This is a genomic window from Sphingopyxis sp. J-6 (assembly GCF_046603995.1).
GTDB lineage: Bacteria > Pseudomonadota > Alphaproteobacteria > Sphingomonadales > Sphingomonadaceae > Sphingopyxis.
The window spans coordinates 2,820,488-2,839,925 of the sequence record NZ_CP145810.1 but is presented as its reverse complement, the minus strand read 5'-3'; the positions used below and the strand labels follow the sequence as shown (position 1 = coordinate 2,839,925).

The following is a 19,438-nucleotide window of genomic DNA, read 5'->3' as shown; positions in this document are numbered from 1 at the left end:
GCATCATTTGGTGAAGAGGAGACGATCATGAACAATCGCAATGACAGCAGGGATGGGGGCTCCGCCGGCGACGGGTCGCTGCCGCAAGAGCCCGTGGAACGCCGGGAGAATGTCGGAACGACCACGCCCGACCGCTATCCCGCCGGGGAGCGCGAGGCCGGCGACGTATCGGGCGCCGCCAACCGCGGCCATCGGCGCAGCACCGGCAGCGGTCCTGTCAGCGGAAGCGGGGCGGGTGCCGGCGGCAAAGGAAATGCCGAGGATTATGACAGCGACCCGCAAGGCGGCGGCGGGCGCGCCGCCGAACCCGATACGCCCCCGCCCGGCAAGGGGGCGGACGCGCCAGTTGGCGGGAGCCGTTAGCCCTCGCGGCGGCCGGGCGGCGCGGCGCAATCGCTGTGGCAGCGCTGTACCCGCCGGTTCACTCGATCCGGTAGTCGATCGGCTTGAAGCTGCCGCCGCAGCTGTCGTAGGCCGAGCAGGCGGTGAGCCCGACGATCAGGTCGTCGAGCGCGCGAAGCCGGATGAAGTCACCGGCCTTCGTCGTCGGCGGAAGGACGCGGATCTTGCCGTCGCTGCCGACCGGCACATTCATGAACAGGTTGAACGCGACGGGAATGGCGTCGGCAGCAATCCCATATGGCTCGAGCGCTTCGGCCAGATTGCCGAAGCAGCCGCGATGAACGGGCTTATCGGTGTAGAAATGGCGAAAGGTCGCCTCGCTGCACGGCGTCAGCAGAAAATCATGCACCCCGCAGCTGTCCTCGACAATCTCGAGCAATGCGTTTGACCGGTTCGACCACAAGCGGTTGCCGGTCGTCAGCCGGATCGTCTCTTCATAGTCGAACGTTCGCCCGTTCGAGATCGCTTCGCGGGGATCCGCCGCACGAAACGCAAGAAGGTCGCCGACTTGGCCGCCATCGGGGTCGGTCACGCAGAGAATCTTGTCCTTGGGAAGCGTGAAGGCGACGCCGCTGCGGGGCGCGATCCGGTCTGTCATGAGTGCTCCTGAACTGAGAAGGTGCGGCGGGAATGGATTAAGATGTCATGAAGCGGTTGCCGGGAGGAGGACGAAATGCGGCAAGCGAAAGCCGCCGCGCTAATCGCGCGGCGGCTTTGAAAGGCCGGTTCCGAGTATCTGTCAGGGGGCCAGCTTGCCGAGTTCGGCTCGGTGCGCTTCCACCACCGGCACAATCTCTGCTGCCGCCTGCTTGAGTGGGACCGCCTCGCCCGAGGCAGCATAGCCTTGGTGCAGCGCCAGTGCCGCACCATGCGCGGTCTTCTGGTAGTCGAGATAGATTTTGTCGATACCCGCGGCATCGGCGGCCTTGATGTCCGCCAGCATCTTCTCCTGGTCGGGAGCAAGTGTAGGTGCCGGCGCCTGGACCCCGGCGCTCGCGGCGGCCGCCTTCACTTTCGCGGTCGATTTTCCGTGATTGTCGATCATCATCTCGGCGAAGGCCCTGACCTTTGCATCTTTCGATTTGGCGAGCAGGGCTTTCGACGATTCGATCTCCCAGAGGTCGCCGGCGCCCGCCTGCGCGACATAATCGGCCGTGCTGACTGCTTGCGCCGGCGTTGCGGCCGCCGGACCTGGCTTGGGTGCCACGACGGCAGTGTCAGCAGACGCGGCGGCTTGCTCCTCGTCGCGCGTATCGGGTCCGCCGCATCCCGCGACGATCGCGGCGATCGCCGCGGCTCCAATCCATGTCTTCATCTCGTCTCTCCTCAAATCATCTTCTGCGCCTCGGCCTCGCGGCTTTTCCGCATGCAAGACCGGGCCGCAGTGCGCGCGGCCCGGTCTTTCACCCGGAAAGCGGGGGCGGAGGTCAGCTGCGCTGTTTGCCCTGGTCCTTGCTGCCCGACTGCTTGTCGGCTCCCGACTGGCTCTTGCCGCCGCCCTGCTGCTGCTGGCTGCCCTTGCCGGACGAGCTGCCCTGCTGCTTGCCGTCTTTCTTGTCATTCTGTGCCATGACGCATCCTTTCCATGCGGCCCGAGGCGGGCCAATACGGAAACCCCGCGCCTGTCCGGCTTGTTGCGTGAAAGAGGAGCTGGGTTGATCGAAGTTATACGCTTTTGGCGTGCCGCAACGGCCCGGGGCGCCGTGCGTGTTCCGGCCGCCTTTCGCGACGGCGCGGTCGCGGTGCGGCGGGGCGAGGCGGGCAGGTGCGTTCGGCGCTTCGCCGGACTCATCATGCGTGCGGGAGGGCAGCGGCGCGGCGCCGGTGCGGCCAAAAAAGGGCCGGCGCGCGGCGCGGCTCGCGGTCGCCTGACGCACCTTCAACCGAGGCAGGCGACGATCGCCTCGATCACCGCGATCGTTTCCCTGGGGTCGCGCACGCGCACCGTGTCGAGTCCTAGCAACTTCGCCGGATAGTCGTTGCCGCCCGGAAAGATCGCGTCGCCGATGAAGATCATGTCGCCGAGCGCGATTCCGCTCTCGGCGCTCAGCTTCTTGAGGCCATAGCCCTTGTCGACGCCCTCGCGCGTGACGTCGATCGAGGTCGCGCCGCCCATGTTGATCGACAGGCCCGGGAGCCGCTCGCCGAGATCCGCCTGGATGATCCGCCGCTTCGCGAAGTCGGGATCCCAGACCTCCTTGGCGGCGATCGGCGCCTGCTGGCCGAGCGCCGAGAAAGTGATCTGGCTGCCGCGGTCCTCGATGCGATCGCCCCAGACTTCCTCGGGAACGAACCCCGTCGCCTCGAGCGACGCGTCGAAGGCGGCGAGGATGCGCGCCTTTTCCTCGTCGCTGAACAGCTCGGCATAAAGCGGCGTCCAGCCGCTGCCGCGGTGGACGAAAAGCTTCGTGCCCGTCGTCGGCATCAGCCAGAGCCGGCCCCGATCGGCGTCTGCCGGAAGCCGGCTCGCGACCTGCTTGTCGAACTGCGGCCAGTCGCCGCCCGAAATCACCGCGACCTCGGCAACGCCCAGGAGCGTCGCGATCGCCGCGCCCATCTCGGGGGCGAGTGGCTGCTTGCTTTCCGCCAGGGTTCCATCGAGATCGAAGGCGACGAGTTTCTTCATGATTGTCTCCTCTGTTCGCTGTCGCCGGCGCGCAGCCGGCAAAGCCTCACAATCGCCCGACGCCGGACTAGGTTCCTGCCGGCTTCTCCCCGGTCCTCGCTCGAGCGGGCAGCTGCACCGGCATGGCAGGCAGCGCTCGCCGGCATGGCGGAGCCGCGGCGGCGGCTCCGGGCCGCTTGCCGGGCGCCCCGCACCGCCAAGGCAACGAGTTCGGCTTTGGAGGCGTTAGCGTCTCGATGACGAGGAAAGCCATTCGATGACCCCGCGCTGGCCTTCGGTGCTCTGGGTGGTTCGCCACGGCCAGAGCGCGGGCAATGTCGCGCGCGATGCCGCCGACGCAGCGGGTGACCTGCGCATCGCGCTCGACCACCGCGATGTCGACGTGCCCCTCTCCGCGCTGGGCGAGCAACAGGCACAGGCGCTCGGCGCCTGGTTCGCGGCGGGCGAGGAAGACGGCCGCCCCGAGATCATGCTCGCCTCGCCCTATGTGAGGGCCGTGCAGACCGCGGAAATCTTCCGCAGCGCGGGAGGCTGCGCGGCCGACGAGAAAATCTGCATCGACGAGCGGCTCCGCGAGAAGGAGTTCGGCATCCTCGACGGCCTCACGCGCCGCGGCATCGAGGCGGCGCATCCCGATCAGGCCGAATTCCGGCTGGCACTCGGCAAATTCTATCACCGCCCGCCGGGCGGAGAAAGCTGGTGCGACGTGATCCTTCGCCTCGGCTCGCTGCTCGATACGGTCTCGCTCCACTATGGCGGGCGGCGCGTGATGATCGTCGCGCACCAGGTCGTCGTCCTTTGCCTGCGCACCATCATCGAAAATCTGGGGGAGGCCGAGATATTGGCAATCGACAGCGAGGGCGACGTCGCCAATTGCGCGATCACCGAATATCGTTTCGACGCTGACATGGGCCGCGACGGCAACCTCGTCCTGTCGCGCTACAATGTGACTGCGCCAATGGAGGGCGAAGTCCCGGTCACCCGCGAACCCGATGCGATGGTGGCCGCGCGTGGCTGAGGCAACCCCGCTCGACACCGCCTGGCTGAAGGCGCATCCGCTTCCCGATCATCATGACAATGTCGACAAGAACGGCCGCGGCCGCGTGCTCGTGATCGGCGGTTGCCGCCGGGTGCCAGGCGGCATGCTGCTTACCGCCGAGGCGGCGTTCCGCGCCGGGGCGGGCAAGGTGACGATCGCGACGATCGCCTCGGCCGCGATCCCGATCGGCATCGCCTTTCCGGCCTGCGCCGTCGTCGCGCTCCCCGAAACCGAAGCGGGCGAGATTGCGCCCGAGGCGGCCGAACTGCTGCTCGCCGAGGTGGCGCTGCACGATGCCATCGTGTTCGGCCCCGCGATGATCGACGCCGACATCGTCCGGACCTTGCTCGAAGCCCTGCTGCCGGCGCTGCCCGAGGACATCTTCCTCCTCCTCGACGCCGTCGCGCTGCGCGCCGCGGCCGCGCATTCGGATGCGATCCGGGCGCGCGCCGCGCACACAATCCTCACGCCGCACGAAGGCGAACTTGCCGCGATGCTCGATGTGGCGAAGGAGGAGGTCGCGAGCGACCCGCTCGCGTCGCTCGGCAAGGCCGCCGACCGGTTCGGCGCGGCGGTGATGGTCAAGGGCGCGACGAGCCATCTCATCGCCGAGGGGAGCTGCCTGGCTTATGCGGGCGGCGGGCTCGGCCTTGCCGTCAGCGGCTCGGGCGACGTGCTGGCGGGCCTCGTCGCCGGGCTCGGCGCGCAAGGCCTCTCGCCCCTGCAGGCGTCCGCCTGGGGCATCTGGCTGCACGGCGAAGCGGGGCGGCGGCTCGGCGAAACCATGGGGCCGCTCGGCTATCTTGCGCGCGAGCTGCTGCCGCTCGTCCCGGGGCTGATGCGCGGTGTCTGAGCTCGATCTCCTCGACCCCGATCTCCTGCTGCCGATCGCGGGCGCGGTCATCGCCGGCGCGATTATCGGCGGCGAGCGCGAATATCGCGCGAGCCCGGCGGGTCTGCGCACCCATATCCTCGTCGCGCTTTCCTGCTGCCTCCTCATGCTGTCAGCCGTCCACCAGATGGAATGGCTGACCGACACGCCGACCGAGGTCGTGCGCATCGATCCCGTGCGCATGGCGCATGGCGTGCTCACCGGCATCGGCTTCCTGTGCGGCGGCGTGATCTTTCGCGAGGGGCTCAACGTCCGCGGACTCACCACCGCCGCGTCGCTCTGGATGACCGCTACGCTCGGCATCCTGTTCGGTGTGGGCTTCTACGAACTCGCCATCTTCGGCGGCGTCGCGACCTTCCTCGTGCTCGCTGCCGTCACCTGGACCGAGCGCCACGCGCCGCAGCGACGCATCGCGCATGTCATGCTCGATTATCGGGCGGGAACGATCATCGCCTCGGCCGAGGTCATCGCCTTGCTCGGCGAACATGGCTTCAAGGCGATCACCGTCGAACAGCGCCGCGCCGGCGGCGCACCCGGCTTTACCGCGATCGCCGCAGGCTATGGCGAGGAATGTGCCGATGCGCTGGCGGCGGCGCTCAGCGAGGACGATCGCATAGCCGCCTTCGACATCAGGCCGCAGCAGGGATGAAGGGTGGAGCCGGAACGGGAGCGGGCATGCCCGCTGGCCGCGACCCTTCGGGCGAGCCCGCTTATGATGCGCTCGTCATCGGCGCGGGACCCGCAGGGCTCACCGCCGCTCTATATCTTGCGCGCTATCGCCGCCGCACCCTCGTGCTCCACGACGGACGCTCGCGCGCGCTTGGCGCGCCGATGGCCTGGAACGTGCCCGGCTTTCCCGACGGAATATCGGGAGCCGATCTCGTCGCGCGGCTCACCGATCAGGCCGGGCGATACGGTGCCGAAATCGAATTGGCGCGTGTCGACTGTCTGTCCGCAGGCGCCGGCGGTGCCCCCTTCGCGGCGCAGCTCGAGGACGGCAGACGCCTGTCGTCGCGCGGGCTCATTCTCGCGACCGGCGTCATCACCAACGAGGCGGTGCTTGCCAGCGGCGACCATGACGCCGCCGTCCGCAGCGGGGCGCTGCGCTACTGCCCGATCTGCGACGGATTTGAGCATCGCGGGCGCAAGATCGCCGTACTCGGGTCGGACCTTCATGGCGCCGCCGAGGCGATGTTCCTGAGGCAATATACCGACGATGTGACCCTCATCCCCAAGTGGCAGGTCGAGCTCACGCCGGCGCAGCGTGCCGAACTTCTGGCAAGCGACGTGCGGATCGAGGAGCGGCAGCTGCTTCGCCTCGCGCACCGGGGCAGACGTATCGCGGTGCAGCTGGAGGGTGCGGATGAGCCACTTTTTTTCGATACCCTCTATCCGGCGCTCGGATCCGAACCGCGCAGCGAATTGCTGGCGGGGCTCGGTCTCCAAGGCGACGCCAATCGCTGCCTGCCCGCCGATGCCTTTGCCGAGCCCTTGATGCCCGGCGTCTACGGCGCCGGCGATGTTCTCGCCGGGCTCGACCAGATCAGCACCGCGACGGGCCATGGCGCGGCGGCTGCGACGCGGCTTCACAACTGGCTGCGCCGTGTCGAAGGGCATGTAATGGTGGACCAGCACTGAAGGGCACGGGGCAGGCTATCGCTTCGACGGATGCACGAAAGCTGCTCGGCCGGGCGCGTTCGGCCCACATGGTTGTTGGGCAAAACCTGCCTCGATGGATCTGGCGACGCGACGGGCGGATGGGGCCCAGCCCGCCGCACCGCGTGCAGGATTGATCTCGATCATCACGATTTTCGCGCCTTGGGGTGCCAAATCTGCTATGCAGAAGTGGCTGAGTCCCACCCTCGTCGGCGTCTCTTGCGGCTGCCTGATTTTGCAGTCCGCCCTTTGCATGAGGCCTTCCGATCGGTGCTGAGAGCAGGGTCGCGCTTGCTCCGGAACAGGAATGGAGCATGTCATGCGCCTTTTTCATCTTCTTTTTCATGGCGAGGATGCGCGCGAGCCGCGCCGCGTCGAATTTCGCGCGCCCGACGCCTATCAGGCGTTTCAGTTCGCGCTCAACGATCGCGGCAGTGCCGAGGTCGAACTATGGGACGGCGAGCAGCTTCTCGTTCGCATGAGCAAGACCGAAGCCAATCTCTGGAAGCTGCACGGCCTCCCCCCATCCCAAGGCACCGCGGGGCCCTCTGCTCAGTCAGGGGCGGCCGCCGCCTGACCCGCGCTGCGGAGGTGACGGGCGCGCGATGGACGCGTGACAGGTGGATGACGGCCGCTTGCCCGCCTCAGGCGGGCCGGCCGTCTTGCCCGGCGCAGAGGCCGCGGCATGCATCGACGAGCGCGCTCATCAGCACGGGCTTCGAGAAGAAGAAGCTGCCCTCGACCTGGCGGTCGGCAAGCGGCACATTGGCCGAGGCATAGACGACGCCGCCGCCCGGATGAGCGGCGCGATAGGCTTCCGCGAGGCTCCATCCGTCGAGAGCGCCGGCAAGCCGGATATCGGTCACAAGGATATGCGGTCGCTCCTCGCCGATCAGGAGCAGTGCGTCCTCGGCGGTTTCGACCTCGCGAACCGCGAACCCGGCGGCCTCGAGCGCCTCGACGATGTCGATGCGGACGAGCCACTCGTCTTCGGCGACGATCGCCGTGCAGGGCGGGGCGGGGGACGGGTTGGGCACGCTGATGTCTTTCGCCATGAGAAGTGGATCGAAGTTGAGAGGTGGCTCGGCGTCACGGCTGGGCGCATGGCAGTCTCGGCGGAACGCATCAACCACTCAAGGGTTTCTTTGCCATAACGAATTCCCGTTTCGGGAACGCAGGGGCCATCGGAGGGGCAGGGACCATGACATATGCGTGAGACGCTGATCGAGGACGAAGCGGCGCAAGGGGGCTTAGCCGTTCGCGAAAGTGCCGCTCGCGAAAGTGCCGCGCACCTCGCGGCGCTCGTCGAGGGCTCGGACGATGCGATCATCAGTAAAACGCTCGATGGAACCATCACCAGCTGGAATCCCGCGGCCGAACGCCTGTTCGGCTACCGTGCCGACGAGATCGTCGGCCGCTCGATCCTCACCCTCATCCCCGAGGAACGCCGCAGCGAGGAAACCGCGATCATCGAGCGCATTCGCGCCGGCGAACGCGTTCCGCCTTTCGAGACGGCGCGGCGGCGCAAGGACGGCAGCCTCGTCGACCTCTCGATCACCGTGTCGCCGGTGCGCCGCGCCGACGGCACGATCATCGGCGCCTCGAAAATCGCGCGCGACATCTCGGAACGCAAGGCGGTCGAGGCGCAGCTCGCCCGCCAGGCCGAGCGGCTGACCCAGCTCAATCGCGCCGCCCTCCTCGTCTCGCAGGATCTCGACCTCGAACGGATCGTCCAGGCGGTGACCGATATCGCGACAGAACTCAGCGGTGCGCGCTTCGGCGCCTTCTTTTACAATGTGCTCGGCGACGAGGGCGAAAGCTATCTGCTCTTTTCGTTATCCGGCGCCCCGCGCGAGGCGTTCGAGCGCTTTGGCATGCCGCGCAATACCGCCGTCTTCGACCCGACGTTCCGCGGGGTCGGGACCGTCCGATCCGACGATATCCGCAAGGATCCGCGCTACGGCCTGAACGGGCCGCACCATGGCATGCCCGACGGGCATCTGCCCGTGGTGAGCTATCTCGCCGTCCCCGTCGTGTCGCGCTCGGGCGCGGTGCTCGGCGGTCTTTTCTTTGGCCATGACGAGCCCGCCATGTTCAGCGCCGAGGTCGAGGAGCTTGTCGCGGCCGTTGCGGCGCAGGCGGCGGTCGCGATGGATAACGCCCATCTTCACGAGGCGGCGCGGGTCGAGATCGCGGCGCGCGTGAAGGCCGAAGAGGAGCTCCAGCTCACCCTTGCCGAAATGCGCCACCGGGTGAAGAACACGCTCGCGATGGTCCAGGCGATCGCCGCGCAGACGTTTCGCGAGACGTCGGCCACCGAGCGCCAGTCGTTCGAGGCGCGCGTCCGCGCCCTCTCCGATGCGCACGACCTCCTGACCGAGCGCCACTGGGGCACCGTATCGGCCGGCGAAATGATCGAGCGCGCGCTCCACGCCTTCGACAAGATGAAGCCGGGCCGCATCAGCCTCGCCGGGCCGGACGCCGAGGTGCCGGCGTCGCGCGCGCTGCTCGCGGCAATGGCGCTGCACGAACTCGGGACCAATGCGGTAAAATATGGAGCGCTGTCGGGCGATGCCGGCACGGTCGCGGTCGAGTGGGACATGGTGAAAGAGAGCGGCCGGGATCGGCTCCGCTTGCGCTGGAGCGAGCAGGGCGGTCCCCCCGTTTCGCCTCCCGCGCGCACGGGTTTCGGCACGCGGATGCTCGAACGGGCGCTCCGCGGGCAGGGCGGAAGTGCCGCGATCGAATTCCGGCCCGAGGGTGTCTGCTGCACTCTCGAGCTTCCCGCATGACCAGCATCTTGGGCGCGGCGGGATCGCGCGAGGCTCGCGCGGTTCGTGGTTCGAGGATCGAAGGTGCGGGCCGAAGGTCGATGGTCGAAGGGAGCGGTTCGCAGGGTGGGCGTCTCAAACCTTGCTCGTGGCTGGCGAGTATGGCGCGGCTCGGCTAAGGCGTAGCCATGGCTGGAATCGGATCACGCATCGACGAGTCGGGTACGCTGCTGCGCGTAGCAGGCGGTTTTGCGCTTCGCCGCGACCTCGGCGGCCGCTGGCGGCTCGACCTTCGCCGCACCCCCGTCGACCATGTCGAGAAGCGCGTGCGCATCACGGGCACGCTCGTCGGCGACGATCTTGTCGAGGTCGACGGCGTCGCCCCGGAAGGTGCCACCCCGCCGGGTGGCGAACGCCCGGACAGCGGCTCGGCAATGGAGGCATAGATACGCCGCGACTGGCCGGAGCTGCCTGGCGGAAGGATCGTAAAGCCGGATGTCCGCAGGCGGTCCGGATGCCTCTCATTTTTGGACGGTCTCGAGCCGCGGAACAAAGTGCTGCGGCGCCGGTTGAAGCTTGCATGACTCAGACCATCGCAACCCCCGCACCCGCCGCCGATCCGGCGCGTATCGTCGTCCTTCTCTGTGCGCTGGCGCAGATCGGAGCTGCCCTCTTGCCCGCGATGGGGATCGGCACGCCGGTCGGCGACCGCTCCGACGCCGTGCAGACGCTGATAACGCCCGCGGGCTGGGCCTTCTCGATCTGGGGCGCGCTTTATCTGGGATCGCTGGTCTTCTCGCTTCTCCAGTTTACGTCGGCCGGGCGCGATAGCACCTTGTTCGCCGCGCTGCGCTGGCCGGCAGCCGGTGCTTTTCTCGGCAACGCGCTCTGGGCCACTTGGGTGCAGCTCGGCGACATCGACGCGGTATCGACCCTCATCATTTTCGGCTCGCTTGTCACGATCCTCATCGCCTATCGCCGTATCGCTGCCTGGACGGCGCCCTTTTCGTCGGCCGAGCGCTGGGGCGCCATCCTGCCGCTGTCGGCGCTCGCTTCCTGGTTGACCGCAGCCTCGATCGTCAATGTCGCGGCCACGTTGCGCTATTATGGCGTCGACGCTGCGCCCGACGTCGCGCCGCTCATCTCCGCCGCGATTATCGTCGTCGGCGGTTTGATCGCGGCCGCGGCCCTTGCGCGGGGCAAGGGCAATCCGCCCTTCGCACTCGTCTTCCTCTGGGCGCTGGCAGCAATCTTTGCAGCCGGCGGACAGGAGGCGGCTGCCGTCGCGGTGGCGGCAGCGATCGCGGCGATGCTCGTGCTGATTGGAATTTCGCTGAGCTGGCGCGACGACGGCGCGCACCATTGGTCCGGTTCGAGATCGTAATTCTGTCTCGCGGACGCTTGCGCGTCTTCGCCGCAGTCGGTTTGAATTCGAACATTTCCAGGGTCGATCGCGTGATCGGCACCTTCTTACGGCCAGGGGCACCGGGCGTCGCCGCGTCCCCGCGGCCAGCCGCGATCCCGACCCGCGCTTGAGGCGTCTGCCGGGGCGCGGCCCCGGCGCAACGGGCTTCGCCCGTCCTCCACTGCCGTTGCGGCCCTCTGGGTGCGCCGGCGCCTTGCGGCGCCCCGGCTGCCTTCCTGCGCCGCGGGACGGGCTCGCGGGCAAGATCAGGAGACACATCATGGGAGCCATCGGCTTCGTCAGCGGCACGATCGAGAAGGGCTTTGTCGGCGAACTTCGCACCCTCTCGATCCGGGTGCCGATCGAAATTCGCATCAACCGCGGCAAGGGGAGCGAGGTGCAGCCCGACTACCGCGTCTACACCGACGACGTCGAGATCGGCGCGGGATGGGTGCGCCTCGCGGCTGTGTCCGAGCGGCGCTATGTGTCGCTCGCGCTCGAAGCCCCCGAGTTCGGACAGCGGCGCCTTTATGCCAATCTCGCGCGCGCGGCAGGGCAGGACAATCCCGATGCTTATGTGCTGCTCTGGAACCCCGCCGACTGACGGCGTTCGAGAAACACGCGGTTTATCCTCGCACTGGCTGCAATAGCTGGTGCGCAGGAGGCGCCGCCTTGATAGGGTGACGACGATGAAAAGCGGTATCGACCATCTTCCCCCGCACAAGCAGCGCGAACTCGAGCGCGTCGTCGAGATTATCTTCGAAGAATTCGAGGATGCGCTGGCGCTCGCGACGCAGGGCTGGAAGAAGAAGGGCCGCATCTCGAAAATCATTCTCTACGGCAGCTATGCGAGGGGAGGCTGGGTCGACGAGCCGCACACCGCCAAGGGCTATCAGTCCGACTATGACCTGCTGATCATCGTCAACGACAAGCGGCTGACCGATCGCGCCGACTATTGGTCGAAGCTCGACGACCGGCTCATTCGCGAACTGTCGGTAACGAAGACGCTGCGGACGCCGGTGAACTTCATCGTGCACAGTCTCGACGAGGTGAATAGCGGGCTGTCGCAGGGGCGCTATTTTTTCATGGACGTCGCGCGCGACGGGATCGCGCTTTACGAAGCCGAGGACAGCGAGCTTGCCGAGCCGCAGCCGAAGACGCCGCATGCGGCGCTCGAGATGGCGCGGGAATATTTTGAAGAGTGGTTTCCGAGCGCTGGCAAGTTTAAACGCGCCGCTGAATTCCTCATCTCTGAAGATGGGCTACGCGAGGCGGCGTTTAATCTTCATCAGGCGACAGAGCGTTACTACCACTGTGCGCTACTCGTCTGCAGCTTCTACACACCGCATGTGCATAATCTCGCCTTCCTGCGGACGCAGGCTGAACGCATCGATCCGCGCTTGGCTAAAGCATGGCCGCGCCTCGAAAAGATCGATCGCTCGCGTTTCGAGAAGCTCAAGGAGGCTTACATCAAGGCGCGCTACTCGAAGCACTACAGCATTTCTGAGGCAGAGTTGGCTTGGCTGGGCGAGCGCATTGCTGACTTGGCAGACATGGTTGAACTGGTGTGCCGCGAGCGCATTGCGCTGTTGGAGGCGACCGCGCGCGACGCTGGCTGAGGTTCCAAAAGCAAAGGGCCCTGCCGTGGCAGAGCCCTCTCTTCTTTCGGCGCAGAGGGTCTCCCGCCGAAAGATGCCCCTTTTGCCTCCGGGGTCGCACGGAAGCATTAGACCGGCGACAATAAGGCTCTGCTGGTTCGTGGCAATAAACACAGGTTAAGTCGGCGAACTTAGTTTTTGATCGCCGTCCCGGTACGATACGGTCCCTTGCGTCGGGCGAGGGGCTTACCTTTCCAGCTAAGCTGCACCAGATTGCTCGCGAGCATGCCGTCGATTGCCGCATGGACGGCGGGCATGGCGCTGCGCCATTTAGGCCCGCGGGTTATCGCGCGAGCGACCTCACTCGGACATACTGATCCATCGGCCGTCCGCGCGGCCAGAAGCGCGAGAACAGCTTCTTGTACTTTATTGTCCACGCTTGCCCGCACTACGCGAAGATCGCCGTTTGGTCATAGGGTCGGGTTTCGGTGGCGGTTTCCATCCCTGAGGCGGCGTCATGCGTTGCTGGCTCGTGCCGAGCCCCATTGCGCCGGGCTGCTGCCGCTCGATGCCGGACAGGTCCGCTCGCTCTACCGCCTCGGGCGCCGCGCCGCCGCGTAAAAGATTGATCTGGTCTCGGCAGCGGCGTGCCTCTTCGAAGTCGAGCGCGTCGACAGCGGCTTGCATTCTTTTCTGAAGTGCTTCGATCGCCTTGGACATTCTCGCTATACGCCTGACCCGAGCATTGGCCGCATCCTATTTGGAGCGTCTGCATTTCGCCGCATAAGTTGCACACGAAACGATGTGTTGCGCTGCGGCATCAGTGGGAAAGAATCGCCGAACCGGTGCGGCAATTTCTATGGTGTCTTCCTCGCGCTGAAGTATGTGCCACCCGCGACCCGATGAAGGGGCTCCTTCATCACAAAAACTTGGCGGCCTTTCCGGCCGCCTTTTTTTTTTGGGCTGATTGCAACTCCGGCGACCGGCGGCTCAGCGCCTCATCTACGCCGTTCGGATGTTTCACGCACGTCACCTGAAAGCCGACATTCGGCGCAGGACCTATTGCCGCCAGCATGCTCCTCAAAGCAGCAATTAGCTCTTACACACTCGTCTGACGTGAACGTTCCAGCGCGCTCTTCCCCAACTGAGCAATCCGACGAGCCCATGGCGCAATCATCAGCTTGGTACCCCACCGATTTTGATCGAGCATCACTGCATTTTCCACACATGGATTTCAGCAGCGTAAGCATCTCGCGTCGACGCCGATAAATAGATAATGGAATCGTAACTTTACGATAAGAAACGTTCGGTGATGAGATGTTATTTATGCTGCTAGAATTGCAACAGAATGGCGTAGGGGCTAAGGTAAACTAGCCTACGGATGCTCCGTACACTTGTCACTGCAACATCAAAAAATGGGGAGCGTACGCATGAAGGCAGCGCTGCATGAGGTTCTCGTTCGTCAGAGAGAGTATAGCCGCGACGCCGCGTCCAGAGCAGAACTAGGGCTGATCATGCCGGATGCCTTTGTGCGAGGAATCAGGCACATCGGCTATAAGAGTAACGTCGAGGCGATCGCTGAATTGGTCGACAACTCGATCCAAGCCTATGCCCAGCGGATCGACCTCGTGTTACGATACCCAGAAGGACAGAACACCAGAAAGCCTAGTCAGGTAGCTGTGATCGACGATGGACATGGGATGAGTCCCGATATGCTCCGGGTCGCCATGATGTGGGGTGGCACCCACCGCGAGAACGATCGTGCCGGTCTTGGTAGGTTTGGCTACGGGCTGCCCTGTGCGACCGTGAGCATGGGGCGACGCTTCACGATCTACTCAAAAGTCAAACGCCGGGCGGTCCACGCTGTCAGCTTCGACCTCGACTGCCTTGACTCCGGGACCTATGGAAGTGGCCGAGCCGAACGCGCCGTCCATATTGCCCAACCCGCTAGACTTCCGCGCTTTGTTCGCGAGGCGATCGCGCGGGACCATCCGACAGGCTGGCATTCCGGCACGGTCGTTGTCATCGATAAGCTCGACCGTCTCGATTGGACGACCGCCAGCGGGCTCCGGCGCAACTTGGTCCGCCATTTTGGCGTTGCCTACCACAAGCTGCTCGGCGAGACGGCGATCCATATCGATGGCGAAGGGGTGCAACCGATCGATCCCCTTTTCCTAAACCTTGAGGCCAAGTTCCATTCGCTCGACGAGGACCGAGCAAACGCGATCGAGCCTGTCCGAATGACCTTGGCGCTTGCTGACGGCTCGGCAGGCGAGGTTGTCCTGCGCTACGCTTGGCTACCACCGACCTTCGGTGCGACCGATAAGTCGCGGGATGCGATAGGCATCAATGCGAACGCACGTTTTCCAATACTCAAGCAGTACCACGGGATCGTCTTCAGCCGGAACGGTCGCGTCGTCGACGTGCAGACGCGGACTCCCTGGACAACGTTCATCAACAACGATCGATACATTCGTATCGAGGTAGAGTTCTCCGCATCATTGGACGAGGCGTTCGGCGTAACGACGTCGAAGCAGCAGGTTACCGTGGCGCCTGAGATGTGGGACCGGCTGCAGGCGATTGGGCTCTCCAAAGCGATCGAGCAGTTGAGGGCCAAGGTGCGTGAGGCAAAGGCAGAGAGGCAGCGGACCAAATATGACGGCCGCGTCGCGCCGGCCATCGTTGGCCTTGATCTTCATCCCGACGTCGGCGTATCGGCGCCTCAAGTTGCATGCCGGGCGCCGGCACATCGTGCCACATCGTTGCGGGCTGCCCTCGTGATGTCCGATCCGACCGTCGCGCTGACCACGCTGCTGGCGCGCATCGAAAGGAGGATAATCGCCGGCAATCCAAGCGTCGCCGGCGAATACGACCGCCTCCTCAGAGGTTGGACGCGGGAACTTACTCGCATCTGCGACGGGCCGACCGGCGGACAGGCTTAATAGTCGCAATGGTTGCTGGCGTCGCCGGATCGAAGTTGGCAATGCAGCACTTTGACAGGTGAACGAAAGGGGGGATCATGGCGAAGACTGACGGCGATCCTTCCGACCTGCGGAGGTTCGCTCCTTTCTTGGCGCCCGATGAACGGGACCGACTGCACGGATTGCTGAATTTCGCGGGTCCCACTCCGCCGGGATTTGCCGAAAGCCTGCGCGGTCTCGCGCGGAGCTACATCGATGATGGCGACAGCACGAAACTGAGGGCGGTCTGTCTGCTAGTTGCGGATCTCCTCGAGCAGGGCTGGCAAGTTTCCTACGAGGCCGAGGGACTGCACTTCAACCCGCCCGGAATTACAGCCAGCACTGAGCAATCCGTTGACGACGTGAAGTCGCGGATTCGCTCCGCTCTGCAGGCGGCTCGTCGCCGGCAACTTGCCGAGACGTCGGTAAGGTCATTTATCGCCAGGATGGAGCGTCGCACGCTGCGCGCGCCGGGGATAAAGACCTCTATCCTAGATCTGATCGACGACGGCGACGCGCTGGCCCGTGAACTGTCTGCGGTCGCTGCGCTTCCGGAGCGAGAACGGGAGTCCGCTCTCGCCGGCCTGATCGATCCGGTTGTCGAAATCTGCCAAGCGAAGACGCGCTGCCCCGATACCGGTCTGGCGCTGAACGATGTCTGGCGCTACTTCCGACACACTTGGGCCCATGAGTACCGGCCGATCCCGGGCCGACAACTGCTGGTGCTGATCCGGAACGCCGCTCGACCCAACCGTCCCGTTATGGGCATCGCCATGCTCGCCAGTCCAGTGATGCGCGTATCCGTTCGCGACAACTGGATCGGATGGTTACGGGAGTCGGCAGAGACCCATCTGCGCGAAGGCCGTTGGGACCCCGCGCTCTTTGCGAGCGCCATCGCCGACAGGCTCGAGATGTCGATTGCGGCCGTCCGCTGGGATGACCTGGCGGAGCCGAGCGAGATCGAGAGGCCCGTCGATAGCACGGTCCTCAGACTTGAGCAGAAGGCCGCCGGCGCCGCCTACGCCCGTGAACTTGAACTCCAGGCCCACTACCAAGCCAATGTCGAAGAGGGTGGGCGCGTGAAGCCAATGCGCGGCACTGTGAAGGTTGCCGGTGCGAGTACCGATTGGCTTAAGGCGTCCGAGGACCTACTATTCGTACGCAAGCGCGCGGAGTTGCTGTCGCAACTGCTCTTCGCGAAACAGGTTTTCCGGGCAGCCGACCTGAAAGACAATCCCGCCGCCGCGCTCGAACAACTGCTGTCCGCGCGCACAGGGCAGCGCGCAATTGACATCGTGCTCACCGAGTTCCGGAAGGCCGGCCTGTCCAGCCGCGTCGCCGACGTCAGCATCTGCGGCGCGGTGGCTCCCTACAACGAACTCCTCTGCGGTAAGTTGGTCGCGCTGATGCTTGCCTCCAAGGAAGTGCGCGACCTCTATTCGAGGCGCTATGGCGGCCAGATTAGCGTCATCGCATCCCAGATGGCCGGGCGTGCCATATCGAAACCGGCAGACCTTCGCTTGCTGACGACTACGAGCCTCTACGGTGTCGGCTCCAGCCAGTACAACCGGTTGACGATCCGGGCGGCCGACCACGATGGCCTCGATGATGACATCCGCTGGGACTCGATCGGGCGCAGCAAGACCGGCGGTTTCGGTACTCTCCACCTCGGAGCCGACACAGCCCATGCGCTGCGCCAGATGGCGCAGAGCCTGCACACATCGAGACGCGTCAACAACAGGTTCGGCGAGGGAACGAGTCCACGGTTGCGGCAGATCCGCGAGGGCCTGGACGCGCTCGGAATCGCCAGCGATAGCGTGTTGCACCACGCCACGCCGCGCCTGTTCTACGCGTGCGAACTAGGTGCCGACGCAAGGGCGTCGCTCATGGGAATGGCGTCGACCGACGCGCAGCCATCCTCCGCCGCAGTGATCGCCCGAGCTTGGCGGAAAAGGTGGCTGGATGCGCGGATTGATCGCGCCGAAACCTTGCAGGCGATGAGTTCGCGAGGACCCGAGAGCGTTCGGCGGTCCCTCCTCGCGGAGCCGGAGCAAGACCTGCTGAGCGAGTTGGCGCGCTAGGCGCCGCCAGAACCCAGTTTGATCCATTCCACAAAGTCGGGCCGGTTTTTAGCCGCGCGCCAAAGCACCGAGTGAAGGGGGCCAGGAACTGAACTGAGGTTGATGACCAAAGTGTCTATCGCACGTGTAAGCGGGATCATGATCCAACGCGCCGCGTGGCGCTCGGCCTCCTCCTCCCGGCTTTCCATCAGGGGATCGTGAGCGTGGCCCTCCGACAGACGCTGGCGAACCTTGTAGTCCCAAAGCAGATCGAGATCATAATTAATGGTCGTCCAACCTTCCAAGCCTCGGCAGGAATCATATTGGACGAATCGCAGTTCCTCCCGGTCCGTCGGGTAGTGCTCGCGCACGTCACGCGCGGTCCCGTCCCAGACCTTCCCGCCGCTGAGAACGATGGCTTCAGCGGCGGCACACCCCATGCCGCTCGAGGTTCGGATCACCGATTGCGGGGGAACGCATGCCAGGAGATCGACCGCGAAGTTGCCAAGCTCGCTAGCCGCCTCGACGAGTTCTGTCACTCGTCCCGGTTCTGCCGCGAGGTCGCCCTCGAAGATGATCACGCGTCCTCCGTTGGCGTCTGAGTTCGGAACGAGGTCCCAATCGTCCAGCCCCAAGCCCCCTGCGACGTCAGCCACGAACGACGCCACATTCGCCTTCATCCTCAGGCACTTCCTGAGCCTGCGCATTGTCGATTGGCCCTTGGCCAGATCTGACGTCCAGTCGGCGACCGAATTCCGCACATACTGGTCTACGCCGTCGGAGACAACAAGCCGTCTCGGGCCATAAACTGCGTTGAGGATGGCGATCTCATCACTGGGCCAATCCTGGCCTTCGTCGACGAACACCAGATCCCAGTCGAAATCGGTCGCGTCGGCCCGCATAATCGACGCGAGGTCCTCTGGCGTGACCGCGCCACTGCGCAGGTAGTTCAGCAGCGAGGACTTGTGCCCGTCATAGTCATCGAGGAACCCGGAATAGTCGGCAATGATGCCGAGTTTCAGCATGAGCCTCCCAATGAAGCCATGCACGGTTTCGACCGCGACGCCGCCGCCCTCTACGCCGCGAGGGACGCCTAGAAGCGCCATCGTACGCCGCATATCGGCGACCAGAGCCTTGTTGAACGTCAGGACGAGTGAGCGCTGGCCGGACTGATCGAACGCGCGGAACGCCATCTGGAGGAGAATGACCGTCTTCCCGACGCCGCCTCGACCCTTGAGCAGAATCTGGCGCTCGCCTAAATCCTCGAGCCACACGTCCGGCAGGGCGGTCTTCGCGATCAGGTCCATGCGGCGCCTGTCCAACGGGGTCGGCTCAAGGGTTGTGAACAGCGGCGAGTTGGGTGCAATCAATCGGTCGAACGCCTCCTCGCTGCCAAAGGAGAGCGTGACTCGTCGGCCTTGCTCCCTGGGGCCCGTCACCTGTCCTAGCACGTTCAAGATGCGCTCGAAGCTCGTGTCGCTCGCGATGCAGACATGGGGACGCGGCGGTAGGTCGCGCTCCTTCAGGCCGGTGAATAGCACTAAGTTCTGCACGTGGACGTAATCCAGCCCAAAACGATCGAGCCACTTCTTGAACTCGAACATCTGCGCCCTGTTCTTTTCGGTCACACATTCCCAAGAAGGCTGGCCGTTGCGAACATAGCGCACCGACGCAACGGAGTTCTCGAACCGGACTCCGGTCGCGGTGTGCGACTTCACCTCAATCACGAGGGCGAAGTTCCGGACCTTCGCTGACTTGGGTGTGAAAGGTTCGCCATCGCGCGGGTAAAACTTCCATTCCACGTCGAACTGGCGAGCCTCAGCGAAGGTGCCGATGACGACGAGGTCGAGATCCTCGATTTTCTGGCCGTGCATCTTTAACCCAACGAAAATCCGCACCAGGTCTGTCTTGCTGCGCGCAAGATCGGGCCAGAGATCCAGCAGCCGTCGCTCGAGCCGCTTGGCGGCAGCGTATTCGTCGCCATCGGTCACGCCAGAGATGATAATCAATGCACGATACTCTCGGTGAC

21 protein-coding genes are annotated in these 19,438 nt (G+C 65.0%); 13 read left to right on the top strand and 8 right to left on the bottom strand.

Going from position 1 to position 19,438, the window contains the following annotated elements:
- The first annotated feature begins 27 nt into the window (after nt 1-27).
- Nucleotides 28-363: a hypothetical protein gene (locus tag V6U71_RS13785; RefSeq protein ID WP_411338987.1), complete on the top strand. Its 336-nt coding sequence runs from the start codon at nt 28-30 to the stop codon at nt 361-363.
- Nucleotides 364-421: 58 nt separating this feature from the next.
- Here V6U71_RS13785 and V6U71_RS13780 read toward each other — a convergent pair whose 3' ends face one another.
- The 4 genes from V6U71_RS13780 to V6U71_RS13765 all read right to left on the bottom strand — a co-directional run bounded on the left by V6U71_RS13780 (nt 422) and on the right by V6U71_RS13765 (nt 3,028).
- Nucleotides 422-1,000 carry a DUF1989 domain-containing protein gene (locus tag V6U71_RS13780; protein ID WP_411338986.1) on the bottom strand — a complete coding sequence of 193 codons (579 nt, stop codon included), beginning with the start codon at nt 998-1,000 and terminating at the stop codon, nt 422-424.
- Between the two features lie 141 nt (nt 1,001-1,141).
- Nucleotides 1,142-1,717 carry a DUF4142 domain-containing protein gene (locus tag V6U71_RS13775; protein ID WP_411338985.1) on the bottom strand — a complete coding sequence of 192 codons (576 nt, stop codon included), beginning with the start codon at nt 1,715-1,717 and terminating at the stop codon, nt 1,142-1,144.
- A gap of 112 nt (nt 1,718-1,829) precedes the next feature.
- Nucleotides 1,830-1,973, bottom strand: a complete 144-nt coding sequence (locus V6U71_RS13770; protein WP_411338984.1) for a hypothetical protein — start codon at nt 1,971-1,973, stop codon at nt 1,830-1,832.
- Between the two features lie 308 nt (nt 1,974-2,281).
- The gene (locus V6U71_RS13765) at nt 2,282-3,028 is read right to left on the bottom strand and encodes an HAD-IIB family hydrolase (RefSeq protein WP_411338983.1); all 747 of its coding nucleotides are present in this window, start codon (nt 3,026-3,028) and stop codon (nt 2,282-2,284) included.
- Nucleotides 3,029-3,284: 256 nt separating this feature from the next.
- On the opposite strand from V6U71_RS13765, the gene V6U71_RS13760 reads away from it, so the two are divergent.
- The 5 genes from V6U71_RS13760 to V6U71_RS13740 all read left to right on the top strand — a co-directional run bounded on the left by V6U71_RS13760 (nt 3,285) and on the right by V6U71_RS13740 (nt 7,192).
- On the top strand, nt 3,285-4,046 hold the full coding sequence (locus V6U71_RS13760; protein WP_411338982.1) for a histidine phosphatase family protein: 762 nt from the start codon (nt 3,285-3,287) through the stop codon (nt 4,044-4,046).
- Nucleotides 4,039-4,920 (top strand): NAD(P)H-hydrate dehydratase, encoded by an 882-nt coding sequence (locus V6U71_RS13755; protein ID WP_411338981.1) that lies wholly within the window; start codon nt 4,039-4,041, stop codon nt 4,918-4,920. The genes V6U71_RS13760 and V6U71_RS13755 overlap by 8 nt, the downstream gene beginning before the upstream one ends.
- Entirely contained in the window at nt 4,913-5,608 is a 696-nt protein-coding gene (locus V6U71_RS13750) for an MgtC/SapB family protein (RefSeq protein WP_411338980.1), read from the top strand. The genes V6U71_RS13755 and V6U71_RS13750 overlap by 8 nt, the downstream gene beginning before the upstream one ends.
- Before the next feature lie 26 nt (nt 5,609-5,634).
- The gene (locus V6U71_RS13745) at nt 5,635-6,597 is read left to right on the top strand and encodes an NAD(P)/FAD-dependent oxidoreductase (RefSeq protein WP_411338979.1); all 963 of its coding nucleotides are present in this window, start codon (nt 5,635-5,637) and stop codon (nt 6,595-6,597) included.
- 337 nt (nt 6,598-6,934) lie between these two features.
- Nucleotides 6,935-7,192 carry a hypothetical protein gene (locus V6U71_RS13740; protein WP_187140791.1) on the top strand — a complete coding sequence of 86 codons (258 nt, stop codon included), beginning with the start codon at nt 6,935-6,937 and terminating at the stop codon, nt 7,190-7,192.
- Between the two features lie 67 nt (nt 7,193-7,259).
- Here V6U71_RS13740 and V6U71_RS13735 read toward each other — a convergent pair whose 3' ends face one another.
- Complete coding sequence (locus tag V6U71_RS13735; RefSeq protein WP_411338978.1) at nt 7,260-7,670, bottom strand: response regulator; 411 nt, start codon at nt 7,668-7,670, stop codon at nt 7,260-7,262.
- A gap of 153 nt (nt 7,671-7,823) precedes the next feature.
- On the opposite strand from V6U71_RS13735, the gene V6U71_RS13730 reads away from it, so the two are divergent.
- The 5 genes from V6U71_RS13730 (at nt 7,824) to V6U71_RS13710 (ending at nt 12,410) form a co-directional block, all read left to right on the top strand.
- The gene (locus tag V6U71_RS13730; RefSeq protein ID WP_411338977.1) at nt 7,824-9,407 is read left to right on the top strand and encodes a sensor histidine kinase; all 1,584 of its coding nucleotides are present in this window, start codon (nt 7,824-7,826) and stop codon (nt 9,405-9,407) included.
- A 167-nt stretch (nt 9,408-9,574) separates the two neighbouring features.
- Entirely contained in the window at nt 9,575-9,832 is a 258-nt protein-coding gene (locus tag V6U71_RS13725; protein WP_411338976.1) for a DUF5818 domain-containing protein, read from the top strand.
- 134 nt (nt 9,833-9,966) lie between these two features.
- On the top strand, nt 9,967-10,770 hold the full coding sequence (locus V6U71_RS13720) for a hypothetical protein (RefSeq protein ID WP_411338975.1): 804 nt from the start codon (nt 9,967-9,969) through the stop codon (nt 10,768-10,770).
- 301 nt (nt 10,771-11,071) lie between these two features.
- The gene (locus tag V6U71_RS13715; RefSeq protein WP_411338974.1) at nt 11,072-11,395 is read left to right on the top strand and encodes a DUF736 domain-containing protein; all 324 of its coding nucleotides are present in this window, start codon (nt 11,072-11,074) and stop codon (nt 11,393-11,395) included.
- Between the two features lie 85 nt (nt 11,396-11,480).
- Nucleotides 11,481-12,410 carry a HEPN domain-containing protein gene (locus tag V6U71_RS13710; RefSeq protein WP_411338973.1) on the top strand — a complete coding sequence of 310 codons (930 nt, stop codon included), beginning with the start codon at nt 11,481-11,483 and terminating at the stop codon, nt 12,408-12,410.
- Between the two features lie 170 nt (nt 12,411-12,580).
- Here V6U71_RS13710 and V6U71_RS13705 read toward each other — a convergent pair whose 3' ends face one another.
- Together V6U71_RS13705 and V6U71_RS13700 are read right to left on the bottom strand one after the other, a co-directional pair.
- The gene (locus V6U71_RS13705) at nt 12,581-12,826 is read right to left on the bottom strand and encodes a DUF3253 domain-containing protein (RefSeq protein ID WP_411338972.1); all 246 of its coding nucleotides are present in this window, start codon (nt 12,824-12,826) and stop codon (nt 12,581-12,583) included.
- Nucleotides 12,816-13,109, bottom strand: coding sequence for a UvrB/UvrC motif-containing protein (locus V6U71_RS13700; protein ID WP_411338971.1), 294 nt, complete (start codon nt 13,107-13,109; stop codon nt 12,816-12,818). Before V6U71_RS13700 ends, V6U71_RS13705 begins: the two co-directional genes overlap by 11 nt.
- 710 nt (nt 13,110-13,819) lie before the next feature.
- On the opposite strand from V6U71_RS13700, the gene V6U71_RS13695 reads away from it, so the two are divergent.
- Both V6U71_RS13695 and V6U71_RS13690 read left to right on the top strand, forming a co-directional pair.
- Nucleotides 13,820-15,331 carry an ATP-binding protein gene (locus V6U71_RS13695; RefSeq protein ID WP_411338970.1) on the top strand — a complete coding sequence of 504 codons (1,512 nt, stop codon included), beginning with the start codon at nt 13,820-13,822 and terminating at the stop codon, nt 15,329-15,331.
- A 77-nt stretch (nt 15,332-15,408) separates the two neighbouring features.
- Nucleotides 15,409-17,430, top strand: a complete 2,022-nt coding sequence (locus V6U71_RS13690) for a Druantia anti-phage system protein DruA (RefSeq protein ID WP_411338969.1) — start codon at nt 15,409-15,411, stop codon at nt 17,428-17,430.
- On the opposite strand, the gene V6U71_RS13685 is transcribed toward V6U71_RS13690, so the two are convergent.
- Nucleotides 17,427-19,400 carry an RNA helicase gene (locus V6U71_RS13685; protein ID WP_411338968.1) on the bottom strand — a complete coding sequence of 658 codons (1,974 nt, stop codon included), beginning with the start codon at nt 19,398-19,400 and terminating at the stop codon, nt 17,427-17,429. The two genes, V6U71_RS13690 and V6U71_RS13685, sit on opposite strands and share 4 nt — an antisense overlap.
- Nucleotides 19,401-19,438 lie beyond the last annotated feature (38 nt).

What these genes read in the sequence shown, in the direction of transcription:
- V6U71_RS13785 (WP_411338987.1), top strand. Translation starts at nt 28, where the DNA reads ATGAACAATCGCAATGACAGCAGGGATGGGGGCTCCGCCGGCGACGGG.
- V6U71_RS13780 (WP_411338986.1), bottom strand. Translation starts at nt 1,000, where the DNA reads ATGACAGACCGGATCGCGCCCCGCAGCGGCGTCGCCTTCACGCTTCCC.
- V6U71_RS13775 (WP_411338985.1), bottom strand. Translation starts at nt 1,717, where the DNA reads ATGAAGACATGGATTGGAGCCGCGGCGATCGCCGCGATCGTCGCGGGA.
- V6U71_RS13770 (WP_411338984.1), bottom strand. Translation starts at nt 1,973, where the DNA reads ATGGCACAGAATGACAAGAAAGACGGCAAGCAGCAGGGCAGCTCGTCC.
- V6U71_RS13765 (WP_411338983.1), bottom strand. Translation starts at nt 3,028, where the DNA reads ATGAAGAAACTCGTCGCCTTCGATCTCGATGGAACCCTGGCGGAAAGC.
- V6U71_RS13760 (WP_411338982.1), top strand. Translation starts at nt 3,285, where the DNA reads ATGACCCCGCGCTGGCCTTCGGTGCTCTGGGTGGTTCGCCACGGCCAG.
- V6U71_RS13745 (WP_411338979.1), top strand. Translation starts at nt 5,635, where the DNA reads ATGCCCGCTGGCCGCGACCCTTCGGGCGAGCCCGCTTATGATGCGCTC.
- V6U71_RS13740 (WP_187140791.1), top strand. Translation starts at nt 6,935, where the DNA reads ATGCGCCTTTTTCATCTTCTTTTTCATGGCGAGGATGCGCGCGAGCCG.
- V6U71_RS13735 (WP_411338978.1), bottom strand. Translation starts at nt 7,670, where the DNA reads ATGGCGAAAGACATCAGCGTGCCCAACCCGTCCCCCGCCCCGCCCTGC.
- V6U71_RS13730 (WP_411338977.1), top strand. Translation starts at nt 7,824, where the DNA reads ATGCGTGAGACGCTGATCGAGGACGAAGCGGCGCAAGGGGGCTTAGCC.
- V6U71_RS13725 (WP_411338976.1), top strand. Translation starts at nt 9,575, where the DNA reads ATGGCTGGAATCGGATCACGCATCGACGAGTCGGGTACGCTGCTGCGC.
- V6U71_RS13720 (WP_411338975.1), top strand. Translation starts at nt 9,967, where the DNA reads ATGACTCAGACCATCGCAACCCCCGCACCCGCCGCCGATCCGGCGCGT.
- V6U71_RS13715 (WP_411338974.1), top strand. Translation starts at nt 11,072, where the DNA reads ATGGGAGCCATCGGCTTCGTCAGCGGCACGATCGAGAAGGGCTTTGTC.
- V6U71_RS13710 (WP_411338973.1), top strand. Translation starts at nt 11,481, where the DNA reads ATGAAAAGCGGTATCGACCATCTTCCCCCGCACAAGCAGCGCGAACTC.
- V6U71_RS13700 (WP_411338971.1), bottom strand. Translation starts at nt 13,109, where the DNA reads ATGTCCAAGGCGATCGAAGCACTTCAGAAAAGAATGCAAGCCGCTGTC.
- V6U71_RS13695 (WP_411338970.1), top strand. Translation starts at nt 13,820, where the DNA reads ATGAAGGCAGCGCTGCATGAGGTTCTCGTTCGTCAGAGAGAGTATAGC.
- V6U71_RS13690 (WP_411338969.1), top strand. Translation starts at nt 15,409, where the DNA reads ATGGCGAAGACTGACGGCGATCCTTCCGACCTGCGGAGGTTCGCTCCT.